This window comes from Nocardia jiangxiensis NBRC 101359 (assembly GCF_000308615.1).
GTDB lineage: Bacteria > Actinomycetota > Actinomycetes > Mycobacteriales > Mycobacteriaceae > Nocardia > Nocardia jiangxiensis.
The window spans coordinates 241,063-257,219 of record NZ_BAGB01000054.1 but is presented as its reverse complement, the minus strand read 5'-3'; the positions used below and the strand labels follow the sequence as shown (position 1 = coordinate 257,219).

General features: G+C 67.4%; 17 protein-coding genes. 10 read left to right on the top strand and 7 right to left on the bottom strand.

The window, feature by feature from the left end; translation table 11 throughout:
* The first annotated feature begins 210 nt into the window (after positions 1 to 210).
* Both ON40_RS25140 and ON40_RS25135 read left to right on the top strand, forming a co-directional pair.
* Positions 211 to 1,485: a cytochrome P450 family protein gene (locus ON40_RS25140; protein WP_245567974.1), complete on the top strand. Its 1,275-nt coding sequence runs from the start codon at positions 211 to 213 to the stop codon at positions 1,483 to 1,485.
* A 538-nt stretch (positions 1,486 to 2,023) separates the two neighbouring features.
* Entirely contained in the window at positions 2,024 to 2,590 is a 567-nt protein-coding gene (locus tag ON40_RS25135) for a sigma-70 family RNA polymerase sigma factor (protein ID WP_040826834.1), read from the top strand.
* Positions 2,591 to 2,614: 24 nt separating this feature from the next.
* Here the strand turns inward: ON40_RS25135 and ON40_RS25130 are convergent, their stop codons facing one another.
* The 3 genes from ON40_RS25130 to ON40_RS25120 form a co-directional block, all read right to left on the bottom strand.
* The gene (locus ON40_RS25130; RefSeq protein WP_051193513.1) at positions 2,615 to 3,511 is read right to left on the bottom strand and encodes a YdcF family protein; all 897 of its coding nucleotides are present in this window, start codon (positions 3,509 to 3,511) and stop codon (positions 2,615 to 2,617) included.
* 395 nt (positions 3,512 to 3,906) lie between these two features.
* Positions 3,907 to 4,365: a DUF3237 domain-containing protein gene (locus tag ON40_RS25125; RefSeq protein WP_040826831.1), complete on the bottom strand. Its 459-nt coding sequence runs from the start codon at positions 4,363 to 4,365 to the stop codon at positions 3,907 to 3,909.
* On the bottom strand, positions 4,362 to 6,035 hold the full coding sequence (locus ON40_RS25120) for a CocE/NonD family hydrolase (protein WP_040826588.1): 1,674 nt from the start codon (positions 6,033 to 6,035) through the stop codon (positions 4,362 to 4,364). The genes ON40_RS25125 and ON40_RS25120 overlap by 4 nt, the downstream gene beginning before the upstream one ends.
* Positions 6,036 to 6,239: 204 nt before the next feature.
* Here ON40_RS25120 and ON40_RS48330 point away from each other — a divergent pair, with 204 nt between their 5' ends.
* Both ON40_RS48330 and ON40_RS25110 read left to right on the top strand, forming a co-directional pair.
* On the top strand, positions 6,240 to 7,286 hold the full coding sequence (locus ON40_RS48330) for an LLM class flavin-dependent oxidoreductase (RefSeq protein WP_051193512.1): 1,047 nt from the start codon (positions 6,240 to 6,242) through the stop codon (positions 7,284 to 7,286).
* 65 nt (positions 7,287 to 7,351) lie between these two features.
* Positions 7,352 to 8,413 (top strand): NAD(P)H-dependent amine dehydrogenase family protein, encoded by a 1,062-nt coding sequence (locus ON40_RS25110; RefSeq protein WP_040826586.1) that lies wholly within the window; start codon positions 7,352 to 7,354, stop codon positions 8,411 to 8,413.
* A 167-nt stretch (positions 8,414 to 8,580) separates the two neighbouring features.
* Here the strand turns inward: ON40_RS25110 and dinB are convergent, their stop codons facing one another.
* Complete coding sequence (gene dinB, locus ON40_RS25105; RefSeq protein ID WP_083895895.1) at positions 8,581 to 9,825, bottom strand: DNA polymerase IV; 1,245 nt, start codon at positions 9,823 to 9,825, stop codon at positions 8,581 to 8,583.
* Positions 9,826 to 9,918: 93 nt separating this feature from the next.
* Between dinB and ON40_RS25100 the strand changes: the two genes are divergently transcribed.
* Positions 9,919 to 10,413, top strand: a complete 495-nt coding sequence (locus tag ON40_RS25100; RefSeq protein WP_040826585.1) for a peptidylprolyl isomerase — start codon at positions 9,919 to 9,921, stop codon at positions 10,411 to 10,413.
* 86 nt (positions 10,414 to 10,499) lie between these two features.
* Here the strand turns inward: ON40_RS25100 and ON40_RS25095 are convergent, their stop codons facing one another.
* Positions 10,500 to 11,393 carry an NmrA family NAD(P)-binding protein gene (locus tag ON40_RS25095; protein WP_040826825.1) on the bottom strand — a complete coding sequence of 298 codons (894 nt, stop codon included), beginning with the start codon at positions 11,391 to 11,393 and terminating at the stop codon, positions 10,500 to 10,502.
* Positions 11,394 to 11,478: 85 nt separating this feature from the next.
* Here ON40_RS25095 and ON40_RS25090 point away from each other — a divergent pair, with 85 nt between their 5' ends.
* Both ON40_RS25090 and ON40_RS25085 read left to right on the top strand, forming a co-directional pair.
* Positions 11,479 to 12,219 (top strand): TetR/AcrR family transcriptional regulator, encoded by a 741-nt coding sequence (locus ON40_RS25090; RefSeq protein ID WP_040826583.1) that lies wholly within the window; start codon positions 11,479 to 11,481, stop codon positions 12,217 to 12,219.
* A 238-nt stretch (positions 12,220 to 12,457) separates the two neighbouring features.
* Complete coding sequence (locus ON40_RS25085) at positions 12,458 to 12,781, top strand: hypothetical protein (protein WP_157186409.1); 324 nt, start codon at positions 12,458 to 12,460, stop codon at positions 12,779 to 12,781.
* 110 nt (positions 12,782 to 12,891) lie between these two features.
* On the opposite strand, the gene rplL is transcribed toward ON40_RS25085, so the two are convergent.
* Together rplL and ON40_RS25075 are read right to left on the bottom strand one after the other, a co-directional pair.
* On the bottom strand, positions 12,892 to 13,278 hold the full coding sequence (rplL, locus tag ON40_RS25080; RefSeq protein WP_040826578.1) for a 50S ribosomal protein L7/L12: 387 nt from the start codon (positions 13,276 to 13,278) through the stop codon (positions 12,892 to 12,894).
* Positions 13,279 to 13,432: 154 nt separating this feature from the next.
* Positions 13,433 to 13,888 (bottom strand): MarR family winged helix-turn-helix transcriptional regulator, encoded by a 456-nt coding sequence (locus ON40_RS25075; protein ID WP_040826576.1) that lies wholly within the window; start codon positions 13,886 to 13,888, stop codon positions 13,433 to 13,435.
* A 188-nt stretch (positions 13,889 to 14,076) separates the two neighbouring features.
* On the opposite strand from ON40_RS25075, the gene ON40_RS25070 reads away from it, so the two are divergent.
* The 3 genes from ON40_RS25070 (at position 14,077) to ON40_RS25060 (ending at position 16,132) form a co-directional block, all read left to right on the top strand.
* A complete protein-coding gene (locus ON40_RS25070) occupies positions 14,077 to 14,454 on the top strand; it encodes a DUF5313 family protein (protein WP_040826574.1) in 378 nt (125 codons plus the stop codon).
* Between the two features lie 35 nt (positions 14,455 to 14,489).
* Positions 14,490 to 14,777, top strand: a complete 288-nt coding sequence (locus ON40_RS25065; RefSeq protein ID WP_157186408.1) for a hypothetical protein — start codon at positions 14,490 to 14,492, stop codon at positions 14,775 to 14,777.
* A 71-nt stretch (positions 14,778 to 14,848) separates the two neighbouring features.
* Positions 14,849 to 16,132 (top strand): glycosyltransferase 87 family protein, encoded by a 1,284-nt coding sequence (locus tag ON40_RS25060; protein WP_245567973.1) that lies wholly within the window; start codon positions 14,849 to 14,851, stop codon positions 16,130 to 16,132.
* Positions 16,133 to 16,157 lie beyond the last annotated feature (25 nt).

The window sequence follows — 16,157 nt, the reverse complement described above, 5'->3', positions numbered from 1 at the left end:
TTGCCGGACATTCACGGATAAACGGCCACGTCCTTCCTGCGAGCCGCCCGTTTCTTCGCATCCGTGCCGAAAAGTCCGTTCAGCGAAGAAGCTAGCCGGTAGGCTGCTGAAGCCCTGCCTCCCAGTACGGACATGAGGCAACACTGTTAGCCATCGGCCGACAGCGGAACCTCTGCCGCGTTTCACGGTTCATTCTCTGGAGTTACCCCTTTGACCACATCACATTCGGATCTGTTCGGAGTCCCCGCCGCCGCGACCGGTTGCCCGGTCGCGCACACCGGCTCCCCGGTCGACCCCGAAGGCCCCCGAATCTTGCTGGACACACCGGAATTCGTCGCCGACCCGCACCGCGCCTATCAGGAGATGCGCGATCGGCACGGGTCGCTGGTGCCGATCGAGCTGTCACCGGGTGTACCTGCGACGCTGGTCATCGGCTATCACACCGCGCTGCGAATCCTCAACGATCCCGACCACTTCCCGGCCGACCCACGGGCATGGCAGGTGACCGTTCCCGAAGATTGCCCGGTGCGCCCGATCATGCAGTGGTATCCGAATGTCATACGCAACACCGGCGATGTGCACCAGCGTTACCGGCAGGCGTTCACGGCGGGCTTCAATGGGGTCGACCTGCACAGATTGCATGCGACGGTAGAGCGGATCGCCATCCCGCTGATCAACGAATTCTGTGAATCCGGGTCGGCGGATCTGGTGTCCCAGTACGCATTTCCGCTCGTCTTCGAGGTGCTCAATCAGATGGTCGGGTGTTCGGCGGAGCTGGGTGCGCGCGTGGCCAGCGGGATGGCGGCACTGTTCGACACCGTGAACGCCGCCTGGGGTTTGGAACATCTGAGCCGGGCGCTGATGGAGTTGGTCCAGCTGCGGCGCGCGGTACCCGGCGACGATTTCACCTCCCGGATCGCGCACCACGCGGCCCGGCTCACCGACGAGGAGATGCTCTACAACCTGATCGTCTTCTACGGCGGGGGTATCGAACCGCAGCAGAATCTGATCTCCAACACTCTGCTGCTGATGATCACCGACAGTCGTTTCGGTGGTGACATGCTCGGCGGCAGCCTGTCCACCCGCGACGCGCTGGACGAGGTGTTGTTCAAGGATCCGCCGATGGCCAACTTCTCCATAACCTATCCGCGCCAGCCGATTCTGATCGAGAACACCTGGCTGCCCGCCCATCAGCCGGTGGTGGTCAGCCTGGCGGCCTGTAACAACGATCCGCTGATCGCCGGCGGTGACCGCACCGGTAACCGGTCGCATCTGGCCTGGGGTGCGGGCCCGCATGCGTGCCCGGCCCGCACCGTCGCCTATCTGGTGGTGCAGGACGCCATCGATCAGCTGCTCGACACTCTGCCCGAGATCACCCTGGCGGTCGATCCGAGCGAGATCAGCTGGCGCCCGGGACCTTTCCACCGCGCGATGGCGGCACTGCCGGTCACCTTCCCGCCGTCACCCCGACTGAATCTGGGGTGACGACGCCGACCATGTCACCAAGTCCCAGTTGAGGTTTGCCGCACCTCGGGCCGGAGAGGCCGAAAGTCCTCTATCCGAGGGACGAAGACCATCAGGTGCGCGTCGCACCCTCTCGCACCAGTAAACGATGGGCATACTCGACTGCGGCGGTCGTGCCAGCACAGTGTGAAACACGTTCCACCGTTAGATCTTTCAGCTTCGCCAGGGCTGGTTTCCGGCTTCGGGCCGGGGCGCGCCTCCCGGTTCGAGGCGCTCGAACAGTGGGGTTCTGGTTGTGGCTTACGCATTGTGTGAACTGCGCGACGTCATCGATTCGGTGACCGTCTCCGCGGCGGGTTCGTCGACGCTGCCGGTGTCTGTCGAGTCGGGGGCCGCGGAGGCGTCGGAGGTAGCCGGCGTTGTGCCGGAACAGGTTCGGCGAGTCGAGGGCGAGGTGCGGTTGGTGCCGGGGTCGGCCGGGGAGGTGTCGGAGGTATTCGGCGTTGCGCACGAACAGGTTCGACGGTTCGACAGCGCGGCGCAGCCACAACCGTTCCCGATCGGCGACGAGTTGGACGCCCTCGTCGGCGCCGCGACGCAGGGGGATCGGTCGGCTCTCGTCCGGGTGCTGGAGATCGTCCGGCCGCCGGTGGTGCGTTATTGCCGGGCGCGGATCGGCTACGCGGAGCAGCGGCAGGTGTCCGCGGACGACGTCGCGCAGGAGGTCTGCCTGGCCGTGATGACGGCTCTGCCGCGTTACCAGGATCTGGGGCGGCCGTTCATGGCCTTCGTCTACGGGATCGCCGCGCACAAGGTGGCCGATGCGCGCCGAAACATCGCCCGGGACAAGTCGTATGCGACCGATGACGTCCCCGAGGTCGTCTGCACCGATTACGGACCGGAACAGCGTGCCATCGAATCCGAGGACACGCGGCGAGTGCACGCTCTGCTGGCGACGCTTCCGGAGCGCACTCGCGAGATTCTGGTGCTGCGTCTGGTGGTCGGTCTGTCCGCGGAGGAGACCGCGACGACGGTGGGCAGTACCCCGGGGGCGGTGCGGGTGGCACAGCATCGGGCGCTGACCAAGCTCAGGGCGCTCGTGCGGGCCGAGGATATGGCCAGCTGAGCGGCTGGTGAGCTGCCGGGTTCGCTAGGGCAGCACGGCGATCGAGCCGAGTACCGCGGGCAGGATCAGTAGCACGCCGAGGGCGATATTGGTGCGCAGATGCAGGGCCACGAAGGCGGCGAACTCCCGCAGGAAGGCCGTGAGGACGAAGTAGCGTGCGGTCCGGCCGCCGATCACCCGGGCGCGCAGACCGAGACGACGACTCAGCATCGCGGCCCGCAACACGTGGAAATCGCTGGTGACGACGACCATTCGGCGCCCCTCGCGCAGGAGGCCGCGTTCGCGCGCCGCCGCTGCCGAGTAGCGCAGATTCTGCTCGGTCGTCCGTGATTCGCGCTCGCGGACGATCCGGCTCTCCGCAAGCCCCTGCTCCACAAGGTAATCGGCCATCGCATCGGCCTCGCAAACGCTCTCGTCAGGGCCGCGCCCACCGGAGGTGATCACGATCGGATCCGCGCCCGCCGCGACCGCTGACCGGTAGGCCCGAACCGCACGGTCCAACCGCGAGGCCAGCAGGGGCGTCACGCGGGCGCCGTCCAACCCGCAGCCGAGGACGACGAGAACCTCTCCGCCGACCGCCCGCGACCGCCGCGCATACAGCACCGCGTAACCGGTGTACCCCACCAGTTGCACGACGAGAAATGCGCCCAGCACCACGATCACCCCGGCCACGGTGGACAACCACCCCGCATCGGGATCGACCATGTCCCGCACCGCCATCGACAGCACCAGCAGACCCAGTCCGACCACCCCGACCAGCGCGGTCGCCACCCGCATCCCTTCCCGGCGTACCACCACGACCCCGTTCGCCAGCAGCCCGATCCCCGCGACCAGCAGGAACACTCGCGACAACACCAGGAACAGCCCGAACCCCAGCAGATCGGCCACTCCGTGATCCACCTCGCCGAGCGAGGACAGCACACAGGGAACCAGCGCCGCTACACCGACGAGAAAGACGAATCCCCGCGTGGAGACCGGGATTTCAACGGCCCGATCGTTCTCGCGGGCAGTCGAAGTCGTTGGATCCGATGTCGTCGACGCAGTGCGGCGGTCGGCTGATCTCTTTGCGCTGCCGGTAGTTTCGCGTGTGGTCGGCAAGCTGTCGGGGTGGGGGTGCTCGCCCGATCGGGAGTGCTCACCGGAGGTGCTCCGTGGTAACCCGGCGCGGGACGCCGTGAGGACTCGACTCATCCGCACACCTCCACACCGAGCGGTACACCCGGTCGGTCCGGGTGCCGATGAGTCCACTCTCATCGGCCGACCTGGACGTGGGACATGTGCGGGCTGGGAGCCCGCTGCGAACTCGCCGAGGGGGATCAGGTCACGCGGTAGGCGACGTAGCGCACGCGGTGCGCCTCGCGCACATAGGAGGCGACGAACAGCGATCGCTCGAATTCGGGGCGGGTGGCGGATTCGATGGTGATCGCGGCCCGGAAATAGTAATCAGCGGGATCGACCGGCTCACCGCGCAACAGTGCGTCCAGGACCTCCGGCGGGCCACTGCGGACGCCGACGGCGTGCAGGTACAACAGGTCGCCGTCGGCGGCCCGTGCGGAGTAGCGGCCGTCGATCTCGATCGCGCCGTCGGGGCGCACGAGTTGCCAGTCCGCGCCGCCGGGCAGGATCGTGCCCTCGAACGCGCCGCGGATCGTCCCGCCGACGACCGGAACGACTCGCCGATGCCCGGCCCGCGTCTGCCCGTGATCCTCGAGCGGACCCAGCTCGGCCTCGACCTCGAACGCCCACTCGAGGGCGGGAACCGGTGGGACCGTCATCGCGTCCACACCGGCAGCGAGATTCCCGACGCGGTCGGGCCGGAATGGGAGATCTCCTGGTGCGCAACGACTGTCGTGGTGGCGTCGAAGGCGGGTTCCCCGGTCCCGGGATTGCGGGCGTAGCGCGGGTGCGCGCCGGAACTCACCTGGATCCCGACGCGATGTCCGGCCGCGAAGCTGTGGAACGTATGCCACAGATGCACCGGAACATCGCGGAATCCGTCGGCGTCCGGTGCGGGATCGGTGGCGGCGGTGCCGACCGAGCCGATCCGGCGGATGCCGTCGCAGACGGTGATCGCCCGCCCGTCGGGGTGCACATCGGTGATGCGCACGAATACGTCGTAACTCCTTGCGCTCGAACGGATCCGGATGTTCGCGACCGGCTCCCCGGCGAGTTCCAGCGCGGTCGTGAGCGGTTCGGAGCGGAAGGTCACGACATCCGCGCGACGCTCGTGTTCGGCGTTGTCCGCGGGCCGGTTGTCCGGTGCGAGGCTCGGGCCGCCCACCGCCGGAGTCGGGTGTTGCGGATCGTAGGTGTAGCGGGTCGCGCCGCCCGCTGCGGCCTCGGTGGACAGTCCGCCGCCCGCGTGCAGCAGCCAGTTCTGCGCGGCGACGCCTTCGGGCGGCCACACCTCGAACTCGTGCCAGGTCTGCGCGCCGGTCTCGAACATCCGCACCGGAGCGCGCCCGGACTCCTCGCCGGTGAACATCTCGCGCAGGAATTCGATCGTATCCCGGTGTGCCGGACCGGCTTTGCCGCGCGACATGTGTCCCCACGGACCGACCGTCAGGCGCGGCGGATTACCCGCCTCGACCAACTGCCGGTAGTTGCGCAGCTGCCACGGCAGGAAGATGTCGTACCACCCCGTCACCATCAGCACCGGCGCGGTCACATCGGGCACCGAGGCGGTGTGTGACTGGGACGTCCAGTACTCGTCGGTGAGCCGCTCGTGCCGGACCCAGTCCTGATACCAGTGGATCGGATGTCCCACGGCTGCGCTGTCGCCTCGGCTCAGCGGCAGTACGTCGAATGCCTTGTCCAGCTTGCGATCCGGCAGGACGATGCCCAGCAGTGCCAGTCCGCCGCGGTCCATCAGATCCATCATGCGGCTCCAGCCCAGGGCATTGCGCAGGGAGAAAGCGCCGTTGTCCCAGGTGATTTCACCGAAATCCGGCATGGTGATCTGCAGGACCAGGGCCTCGGGGGCGTTGTCCGGATCCTCGCGCTGCATCCGGCCCGCGACGGCCCACTGCGTGTAACCCATGTAGCTCTCGCCGAACGTCGCGAGATGTCCGGTGAACCACGGCTGCTTGCGCACCCAGCGGTGCGTGGCCGTACCGTCGCGCTGCTCGTCGTGCTGCGGGGTGAACCGGCCCTGGGAACCCCAAGTGCCACGGCAACTCTGGAAGAAGACGGTGAATCCGTCGTAGGCCAGCGCGCGCGCCGCGCCGCCCATGACGCCGCGTCGCCCGTACGGCCCGCGGATCACGATCGTCGGCAGCGACGTGTCCGCATCGGTGGGCCGATACAGATCGCCGAGCAGTTCGACGCCATCGGGCATCGGCACCCGCAGATCCCGGATGGTGTCGATCTCGTGTGCGCCGAGTTCGACGCCTCCTCGTGCAAGCGCGTCCACCGCGCGGATGAGCCGTTGCCGCAGCGTGGTCATACTGTGTCTCCTTCACGGCAGGTGAGGGGTTGCCGCCTACGCGCCCTGCTCGCACCGCGTGACCGACCGCTCATTTGCCACCTTCTCGAAGGCCCGAGGGCTGGGACCAGAACTTCCGGCCCTGTCGTCGCGCCCCGAACACGCCATGAAGGTTATCGTCCGAATCTGGATGCGGGTGGTGCGAGAAACGACGGAAGGTGTGTCATGGAGATTGGTGTCGGTCTTGATCGAGGCCTGGGATTGTCCTGGGATCAGTATCGTGAGCTGGGCAGACATGCTGCCCGACAGGGGTATCGGAGTGTCTGGACCAACGCCTCGATCGGTCGCGAGGCGACACATATCTGCGCGCAGTGGTCGGCCGCGACCGCGGATCTGGTGCCCGGCGGCATCGGCACCGGCATCTCGGTCGTGCCGATCGGTTACTGGTCGGTGCCCGCGCTGGCGTCGTGCGCGGCGACGGTCGGCGAGATCAGCGGCGGCAGATTCGTGCTCGGGATCGGCTCCGGCGCGCTGCACTCGCCGGAATTCCGGCGGTCGCTGGGGCTGGCCGATGATCTGCGGCCACTGGGCACGATGCGTGAATGGCTCGTGACGTTGCGCGCGCTGCTGGCCGGTGAGACGGTCGAGCACGAGGGCCGGGCGGTGCAGTTGCACGGTGTCGCGCTCGGCTCGACGCCGCCGAAAGTGCCTGTGGCGCTGGGCGCTCTGGGGCCCAAGATGCTCGCCCTGGCCGGGGAGGCCGCCGACGCCGCGGCGTTGAACTGGTGCACCGCCGACCAGGTCGCCGCCAATCGGGAGATCGTCGCGCAAGGTGCCCGGGCGGCCGGTCGCGATCCGGGCGAGGTGTCCATGATCGAGTACATCCGCATCTGCGTGGACGAGGACGAGGATCTGGCCCGCCGGGGTCTGGTGCGGGCCCTGATCGGATACGCGCTGGCCGCGCCCGGGGCGAACAAATCTCTCGGCTATCGCGGTCACTTCGGCCGGATGGGCTTCGACGAGGCGCTGACCGAGTTGGAGGAACGTCGCGATCGCGGGTCCTCGCTGGACGAGCTGATCGAGGCGTTCCCGGTGGAGCTCGCCCGGCAGGTGGGGTATTTCGGGCCGGCCTCGGGGGCAGCGGCCGGATTCGGCCGTCTGGCAAGGGGTTTGGACACCGCGATCGTCCGGGTGGTGGCTGCTCGGCCGGGCGAGGAATCCATCACCGCCGTCATGGACGCGTGCCGTCCGTCGGAGATCCCCGCGGGGTGAGATTACAGTTCTCATATTTGAGAATACCGATGCTGAATTAGGTAACGGGTCTCTAGACTGGGCTCGTGGTTGAGAATGCGCGGTATCGGGTCGTCCAGTGGACGACCGGCAATGTCGGTAAGGCTTCGGTCCGGGCGATCGCCGCGAATCCGACGCTGGAACTGGTCGGCTGCTACGCGTGGTCGCCGGACAAGGCCGGACGCGACGTCGGTGAGCTGTGCGGGATCGACCCGCTCGGCGTTACCGCGACCAACGACGTCGACGCCCTGCTGGCGCTGAAACCGGACTGCGTGATCTACAACCCGATGTGGATCGACGTGGACGAACTGGTCCGCATCCTGTCCGCCGGGGTGAACGTCGTCGCGACCGCGTCGTTCATCACCGGCCACAATCAGGGCGGGGGCCGGGACCGGATCATCGAGGCGTGCCGCAGCGGCGGTGCGACGATGTTCGGTTCCGGCATCAGCCCCGGTTTCGTGAATCTGCTGGCGATCGTCTCGGCGGGCATCTGCGATCGCGTGGACAAGGTGACCGTCAGCGAGGCCGCCGACACCACCTTCTACGATTCGCCCGCCACCGAGCGTCCGGTCGGATTCGGCCAGCCGATCGACAATCCGGATCTGCCCGCGATGACCGCGCAGGGCACCGGCGTCTTCGGCGAGGCGGTGCGGATGATCGCCGACGCGCTCGGCGTGGAACTCGACGAAGTGCGCTGCGACCCCGAATATGCCCGAACCACAACCGATCTCGTGATGGACTCCTGGACCATCCCGGCCGGGTGCGTCGCCGGTGTGTTCGCCAGCTGGAAGGGCATCGTCGGCGGTCGGACGCTGATCGATGTGAACGTCCGGTGGCGCAAAGGTCAGACGCTGGAACCGAATTGGACCATCGACGACATGGGCTGGGTACTCCAGGTGGACGGACGCCCGACGGTGAAGAACGTCGTCACCTTTCTGCCGCCGCCCGATTTCCAGGGCGAGACGCTGGCCGATTTCATGGAATTGGGCCACATCATGACCGCCATGCCGGTGATCAACGCGGTGCCCGCGGTCGTGGCCGCCGATTCGGGCATCGCCACCTACAACGATCTGCCGCTGATCCGGGCACACGGCGTCGTGCCCGCGTGATCGGTTCCGCGGCAGGGGAATTCGATATGTCTCGTCGCCGCTGTCCACGTCGAGCACCCCGGTCAGCTCACTGACCGAGGCGATGAGGTCCTGAATGTCGCCGCGCGCACCGAGACCGACGGTGACCTCGATCGATGTGGTCTCGGCGGGTTCCTCGCGACGGCTGGTCAATCGGGCAGTAGCGGGACCGAGAGTCCTTCGCCCCGGTGTAGCAGGGCGGCGCGGGTGACCGTGCCCGCGCCGAAGCGGTCGCGGAGCTGGTCGAGGGTAGTGTCCAGGGTGGAGTCGGGGCGGGGTTCGAAGGGGAGGGTGAGTTGCATGGTGTGGGCGTCGTCGAGGTTGGTCAGGGACAGGCCGATCAGGGTGAGGCCGCGTTCGCGGATCATCGGCATGGCCGCGGTGAGCAGGGTGTGCGCGGCCTGATCGATGACGCGGCCGTGGTCGGTGGCCGCGGGCAGGGAATGGGAGCGGGTGGCTCGGGTGAAATCGTCGAACCGTAAGCGCAGCACCACTGTTCGGCACACTCGATCGGCGGCGCGCAGGCGGTGGCCGAGACGGTCGGCGAGGCCGGACAGGTAGGCCTCGATCTCCTCGGGGGTGCGGGTGCGTCGGCCCAGGGCTCGTTGTGCGCCGATGGAGCGGCGTCGGCGGCCGGTGTCGACGCGACGGGGATCGCGGGCCCACGACAGCGCGTACAGGTGGCGGCCCGCCGCGGGACCGAGCAGCCCGGACAGGCCCTTCTCGCCGAGTTCGGCGAGCTGGCCGATCCGGGTGATCCCGTGCTCGTGCAGCGTGCGGGCGGTGACTTCGCCTACGCCCCAGAGTCTTTCGACCGGCAGCGGATGCAGGAAGTCCAGCTCGCCACCGGGCGGCACCTCCAGCAGCCCATCCGGTTTGGAGACCGCGCTGGCGACCTTGGCGAGGAATTTGGTGCCCGCCACGCCCACCGAGATCGGCAGACCGACCTCCGTGCGCACCCGCTCGCGCAGGGTGCGGGCGATCTCGACCGGACTCCCGGCGATCCGCAGCAACCCGCCGACGTCCAGGAACGCCTCATCGATCGAGATGCCCTCCACCTCGGGCGTGGTGTCCCGGAAGATCTCGAACACCGCCCGGCTCGCCCGCGCGTACGCGGACATCCGCGGCGGCACCACGATCGCATGTGGACACAGCCGCAACGCCTGCCGCCCGTTCATCGGCGTGCGAATCCCGTGCGCCTTCGCCTCGTAACTGGCCGCCAGCACCACCCCGCCACCCACGATCACGGGCTTGCCGCGCAGCCGCGGATCATCCCGCTGCTCGACCGAGGCATAGAACGAATCCAGGTCCGCATGCAGGATCGACGCCCGCGCAGCAGCACCCCGCGACGAGGCCGCCGAACCGTCCGAACCACCTGACCGTGACACGAACATATGTTCGCATAGGGGTGTGACAACAATGCCGGACTGCTCGGCGGGTACCGCAGTGATTCGGGGCTGCGGGGGCCGATGTTAAGAATATTGGCCATGAGCGAAAACGTGTATTTCGAGATTTCGGCCGATGGCGAGAAGCTCGGCCGGATCGTGTTCCGGCTGTTCGACGATGTCGTGCCCAAGACCGCGCGCAACTTCCGTGAGCTGGCCACGGGCCAGAACGGATTCGGCTACAAGGGTGCGCCCTTCCACCGCGTGATCCCCGAGTTCATGCTGCAGGGCGGTGACTTCACCAACGGCAACGGCACCGGTGGCAAGAGCATCTACGGCGAGAAGTTCGCCGACGAGAACTTCCAGATCAAGCACGACAAGCCGTTCCTGCTGAGCATGGCGAACGCCGGACCGGGCAGCAACGGTTCCCAGTTCTTCATCACCACGGTCGTCACGCCGTGGCTGGACGGCAAGCACGTCGTCTTCGGCGAGGTCGTCGAGGGCTCGGACGTCGTCAAGGCGGTCGAGGCCCTGGGCAGCCGCTCGGGCAGCACGGCCAAGAAGATCGTCATCGACGACAGCGGCGTCCTCGCCTGACCGACCCGCATGCGGCGAGCGGCTCGGCGTGGCGTTCACGTCGAGCCGCAACCGGCCGTGCGGCCGGAGTCGCCGCTCTCACCGATTCACGGTGCGCCGCAGCCGATATCGATGCGGCTGCTCAGGCGTAGCTGGTCGCGCAGCATCGCGTCGATGCCGAGGGGATCGCGACCGATCAGGTTCTGCAAGGTCGGATCGACAGTCGCGAATTCGCCTGCGCGGGCGGCGGTGAACATGCCGAGGAACAGGTCCGGTAGTTCGGCCGGGACGCCGACGTTCGTCAGCTGGCCGCGGAATTCGTTGTCGGACATGGTGATCCGTTCGATATCGCGGCCCAGGAGAGTGCCGGCGCGGGCGGCCAGATCCTCGAAGGTCAGGGTGTGCGCGGCGGTCAGGGGTGGGGTGGGGCCGTCGAAGGAGCCTTCCCCGGCGAGAATGGCGGCGGCGGCTTCGGCCAGGTCGTCGTGTGCGGTCCAGGCGACCGGGCCGTCCGCGGGGACTGTGATTCGGCCGGATTCCGTTGCGTGCTCGAAGAATCGCAGCGCGCTGGATATGTAGAAGCCGTTGCGCAGGGCGGTGTACGGCACGCCGCAGGTGCGCAGGATCTCCTCGGTGGCCGCGTGGTTGCGGCAGGGCTCGAAATGGGAGTGCGGATTCGCGCCCGCGTGGCTGGTGTACAGGATGCGCTGCGCGCCCGCGGCGACCGCGCCCTCGATCGCGGCGCGATGCTGCCGCACCGCGTCCTCGCCCAGTTTGTCGACCGAGACGACGAGCACCCGGGTTGCGCCCTCGAAGGCATGCGCGAGGCTCGCTGGATCGGCGAAATCGGCTGGGCGGACCCGGATTCCGCGTTCGGCGAACGCTCGTGCCCGGCCCGGATCGCGGGCGGTGACCCCGATCCGCTCGGCGGGCACTCGCGTGAGCAGCCGCTCGACGATTCGGCGGCCGAGTTGTCCGGTGGCTCCGGTCACGATGATCATCATGCGCTCCTGTGCTTCCGGTGATATCAGAATCAGAGTATCACTGATATTAACGATGGAATCGGCAAGACGCTATCGTTGATACATGCCCTCACGTCCAGCCGCCGGGCACATCCCGGCCGAACCTCGTACCGGAACCGCCGGTCAGGAGCAGTCCCGGCAGCGGGTCATCGAGGCCGCGATCGATCTGCTCGAGCGTGAGGGCCGAGACGCGGTCACCACCCGGGCGGTCGCGGTGGCCGCGGGCATGCAGCCCCCGGCCATCTATCGCCTCTTCGGCGACAAGGACGGACTGCTCGACGCGGTGGCCGAACACGGCTTCGCCACCTTCCTCGCGGCCAAACACGTGGATCCTGACCCCGCCGACCCGATCGCGGATCTGCGGGACGGGTGGGATCTGGCGGTCGAATTCGGCCTGGCCAATCCGGCCCTCTACACGCTGATGTACAGCGAGCCGCAGCGCAGCGACTCGCCTGCCCTCCGGGCCGGAATGGAAATTCTGCGGGGTCGCGTCGGTCGTCTGGCCGTGGGTGGATGGCTGCGCGTCAACGAGGAACTCGCGGTCATGGTCATCCATTCCTCGGCGCTCGGGGCGGTGCTCACCTGGCTGTCCCTGTCCCCGGATCGACGCGATCCGGCGCTGCTGCGTGTGCTGCGCGAGTCGATGGTCACCGCCGTGACGAATCAGCAACCGGCAGTTCAGGATTCGTCACTGTCCGGGACGGCTCGCGCCCTGCGCGCCACACTCCCCGAACACACCTCGCTGAGCGCTGCCGAGCAGCACCTGCTGACCGAATGGCTGGACCGCCTGAGTTCCGACGAATGACGGGAGTCGTGCATCGCGGGGCATATGCGGATCGAGATCGAGCGACTAGCGTCGCGGTCTGATGATCGACCGGGGGATCTGACGTTCACCGATTTCCGGCCGGTCCGCTATCCGGTGATGATGTCGCATCTGTGGCAGGGAGTTCCCTGATCCGCGTTGCCGTGCCGGTCGGTGCGTGCCAGCCTGGATCGCGAGGATGCAGCGGTGCGCACGGCCGCAGGCGCGCGAGGAGGACGTCGTGAGAGACCGGGTCGGGAGGCGGGAGACGCTGCGGGTCGTCGTCGACGCCGCTGATCCGGATGTGCTGGACGTGCGGTGGTCGCCTGCCTCGGAATCCGCCTCGCACAAGACATTCGGGTACGCACGGGTCTTCCTGGTGGAGCCGGGGGACGCGCGCCGGTATCTGGACATCGTCGACCGGCAGGCATTCGCGTCGGTGCGACTGCCCGCGGAGTTGATCGCGGGGGAGTATGCGATCGAGATCGACGCCTATGCCGGGGCGAGTTGGGGAGACGGCCGTCTGGACGCGCGCGGACGTAGTGCGACGTTCACGATCGGCTGAATGCGGCTGTCCCGCAGCGTACTGCTCGATCGCGAACGCATCCACAGCAGCGAGACCATAACCGGGCCTGCTGTCGGAGATACCGCTACCACGATGCGGCGCATGAGGATTCAGCGCAGTGCGACCCGAGCGCCCGCGGCTTCCAGCTTGCTCTTGGCCGTTTCGGCCGAACCCCGGTCCAGCCGTTCGGCGATCGGCGTCGGCGCGGACTCCACGAGATCCTTGGCCTCCTTCAGGCCCAACCCGGTGATGATCTCCCGGACGGCCTTGATCACCTGAATCTTCTTGTCCCCGAAGGATTCCAAGATCACGTCGAACTCGTCGGGTTCCTCGGCGACCTCCGCGGACGCGGGCGCGTCGGGCCCTGCCGGGGCGAGTATCTGCGCGGCGGCGGAGACACCGAACTCCTCCTCGAACGCACGGGTGAATTCCGAAAGTTCCAGCAGCGTCATACTTCTGAAGACTGCGAGTAATTCGGCGATGCTCATCTCGGCCATGATGTTCCCCTTGCGACGCTGACCATGGCGGCATCTCCATGGTAGGCGCGCGCGCCCGCTCGGCCGGGGGTTTGGGGACGTTCGGCACCGAGTCGTGCCGCATCCGTGATGATCAATTCCCCTGTCCGGGTGGGGGACCGGTCGCGGCGAGGGGCTATTCGGCCGCCGCGGCACGCCGGGCAGCGGCGTTGACCCGTCCCAGGACCGAGTGCAACTCCTCGAGGTCTTCGAGCGTCACGCCGAGACGTTCCACGACGGCGGGCGGAATCTGCTCCGCGCGGGCGCGCAGCGCACGACCTGCCGCGGTCAGATCGATGACCAGGGCGCGCTCGTTGTGGGTATCGCGGCGGCGGCTGATGTATCCGGCGGATTCGAGACGTTTGAGCAGCGGTGACAGCGTCGGCGAATCGAGTTGGACCAGTTCGCCGATCTCCTTGACCGAGAGCGGCGCCTCACCCCACAGGGCGAGCATGACCAGATACTGCGGGTGGGTCAGGCCCATCGGCTCGAGTAAGGGGCGGTAGATGCTCAGCACCGCGCGGTTCGCCAGTGCCAGCGCGAAGCAGACCTGACGGTCCAGGCGCAGCGGATCATCGATGCGGGATGTCACAACTCCGCCTCTCGTCGAGTGGGGCAACTGCACTAACCATTAGTACACGAATCGTAGGTGTGCGGAACCGGTGGTGCAACCATAATCACAGTTCAAATGCGCTGATGATTCCTTCCGTGAGGATGTGTCGGTAGTATTTTTGTGTTAATAGTTAGTGCACGAACTTTTGGTACGCGAAGGAGAGGGCGATGAGCGACCGGACGCCGAACCCGCTACAGCGGTTGCGCTACATCTGCGGCGGCACCCTGCCCGAGTCGATGTCCGGGTGGGTGCTGAACGATCTCACCGGTCCGGGCGCGGCCCGGCGCTACCTGCTGCGGCTGATGATTCCGCTGCTGGTGGTGTTGAGTCTGTTCCTGCTGGTACCGGGCCCGCTGTGGATGGGCGGGGCGATGATGGCGCTGATCTTCCTGCCGCTGATGTTCTTCGCGATCGCGCTGACCTACGTCTACCGCCGCTACCGGCTGGCCAAGCACGGTCTGGATCCGGCGCTCGCCGATGTGGCCGCGCGCAGCCGGGCAGCGCTCGAACGTGACGCCTACGAACGCAGCCACGGTCGCGGTTGAGCCTCGTTCCGGCCGGTAGGTGAGAAGATCCCTGCATGAGTGAGAGTCTTCGGTTCGTCTCCACTGCCGGTGAACTCGACGCATTACCGTTGATGTCGGTCATCATGGCCGCCAAACCGGCACGATCGGTCTTTCAGAAGTGGCTCGATCAGCAGGGCGGGCCGCCGACCTGGGTACGCACGATGAGCAGCGACCGGTACACCTGCGAGGAGTTGAGCGTCGGGCCGTTCCCGCTCTCGGCCCCGCGGCAGTTGCGGTTCGTCGTGCTCTACGACCCGTCGGTGGACGGTCAGCCCGGCGAATGGGAGCCGCACCTCGAGTGAGGGGCGCGGCGGCCGGGTGAGGTCGCCGGCCGGGGGCTACGGTGTTGGGCGCACGGGCGTCGAATGCTGGAGTGGATGTGTCGTTGCCGACGATCGAGAAACCGACAGTTCCGTCCGCGGTCGGCCCTGCGCCGCCGCGTCGCGCGATTCCCCTTCCGGTCTGCTGCATCGTCGCGGTGGTGGGTGTGATCGCGGGCGGGTACTACCTCGATCTGGTGCTGCGCGAACCGCGGTTCATGCTGCACCTCACCGATCTCGGGGTGTATCAGATCGCGGGACATCGTGTGTCCCAAGGGGTCTCGCTCTACGACACGCCGCTGCTCGGGCATGCCCGCGGGGTGATGGAGTTCGTCTACACGCCGTTCGCGGCCCTGCTGTTCGTGCCGTTGGCCGGACTCGCCGGTGTGGCGCGATACTGCGTCGCGGGGCTGGGCAATGTCGCGATGGTCGTCGTCTCGGCGTGGGCGGGGTTGTCCATGCTGGGGTATCGGCGGGATCTGCGGACGGTGCTGCTGGGCGTGCCGATCGCCGGTCTGGCCCTGTGGTGTGAGCCGATTCGGCAGACCATGGCATTCGGTCAGGTCAACATTCTGCTGCTGATGCTCGTGGTGGTGGATATGGCGCTGCCGGATTCGGCGCGATGCAAAGGCGTGCTGACCGGCGTCGCGGCGGGCATCAAGCTGACGCCCGCGTTCTTCGTGCTGTATCTGCTGGCCACCAAGCGGTATCGGGCGGCGGGGATGGCCGTCGGCGGATTCGCCGCGACGGTGCTGGTGGGTGCGCTGATCATGCCGCGCGATTCGCTGACGTTCTGGAGTGGTGCGTTCGCCGATCCCGCGCGGGTCGGCGTGCCGCAGAACAACTCCAACGAGTCGTTGCGCGGATTGCTCGCCCGCACCATCGGCGTCGCGGGAATTCATCAGGTGCTGTGGCTGATCGCGGCGCTGGCGGTCGCGGGGATCTGCCTGATGCTGGCCCGGCGGCTGTCGCGAGCAGGGGACGAACTGGCCGCCGTCGCACTGTGCGGGCTGACCATGACGACGGTCTCCCCGTACAGCTGGGTGCATCACTGGGTGTTTCTCTTCCCGGCGCTGATCGTCCTGGCCGATCTGGCGATCCGGCGGCCGGGTGTGGTGACGGCGCCGATCGCGGTGGTGACGGCGGTGATCGCGTCGGGTGGGGTGTTGCCGCTGCTGGATGTGCGAGCGAGCAGCGTCTTCGATTATCACCAGCATTCGACGCTGTATCACAACGCCTACATCTGGCTCACTCTCGTGCTGATCGCGGCCGCGGCCGGGTATCTGCGGTCCGGTGGCCGGGCGTCACGGGAGGTGGCATCCGTCGACACTCCATGACCTTTCCGTCCGAAAGTGATTGCGC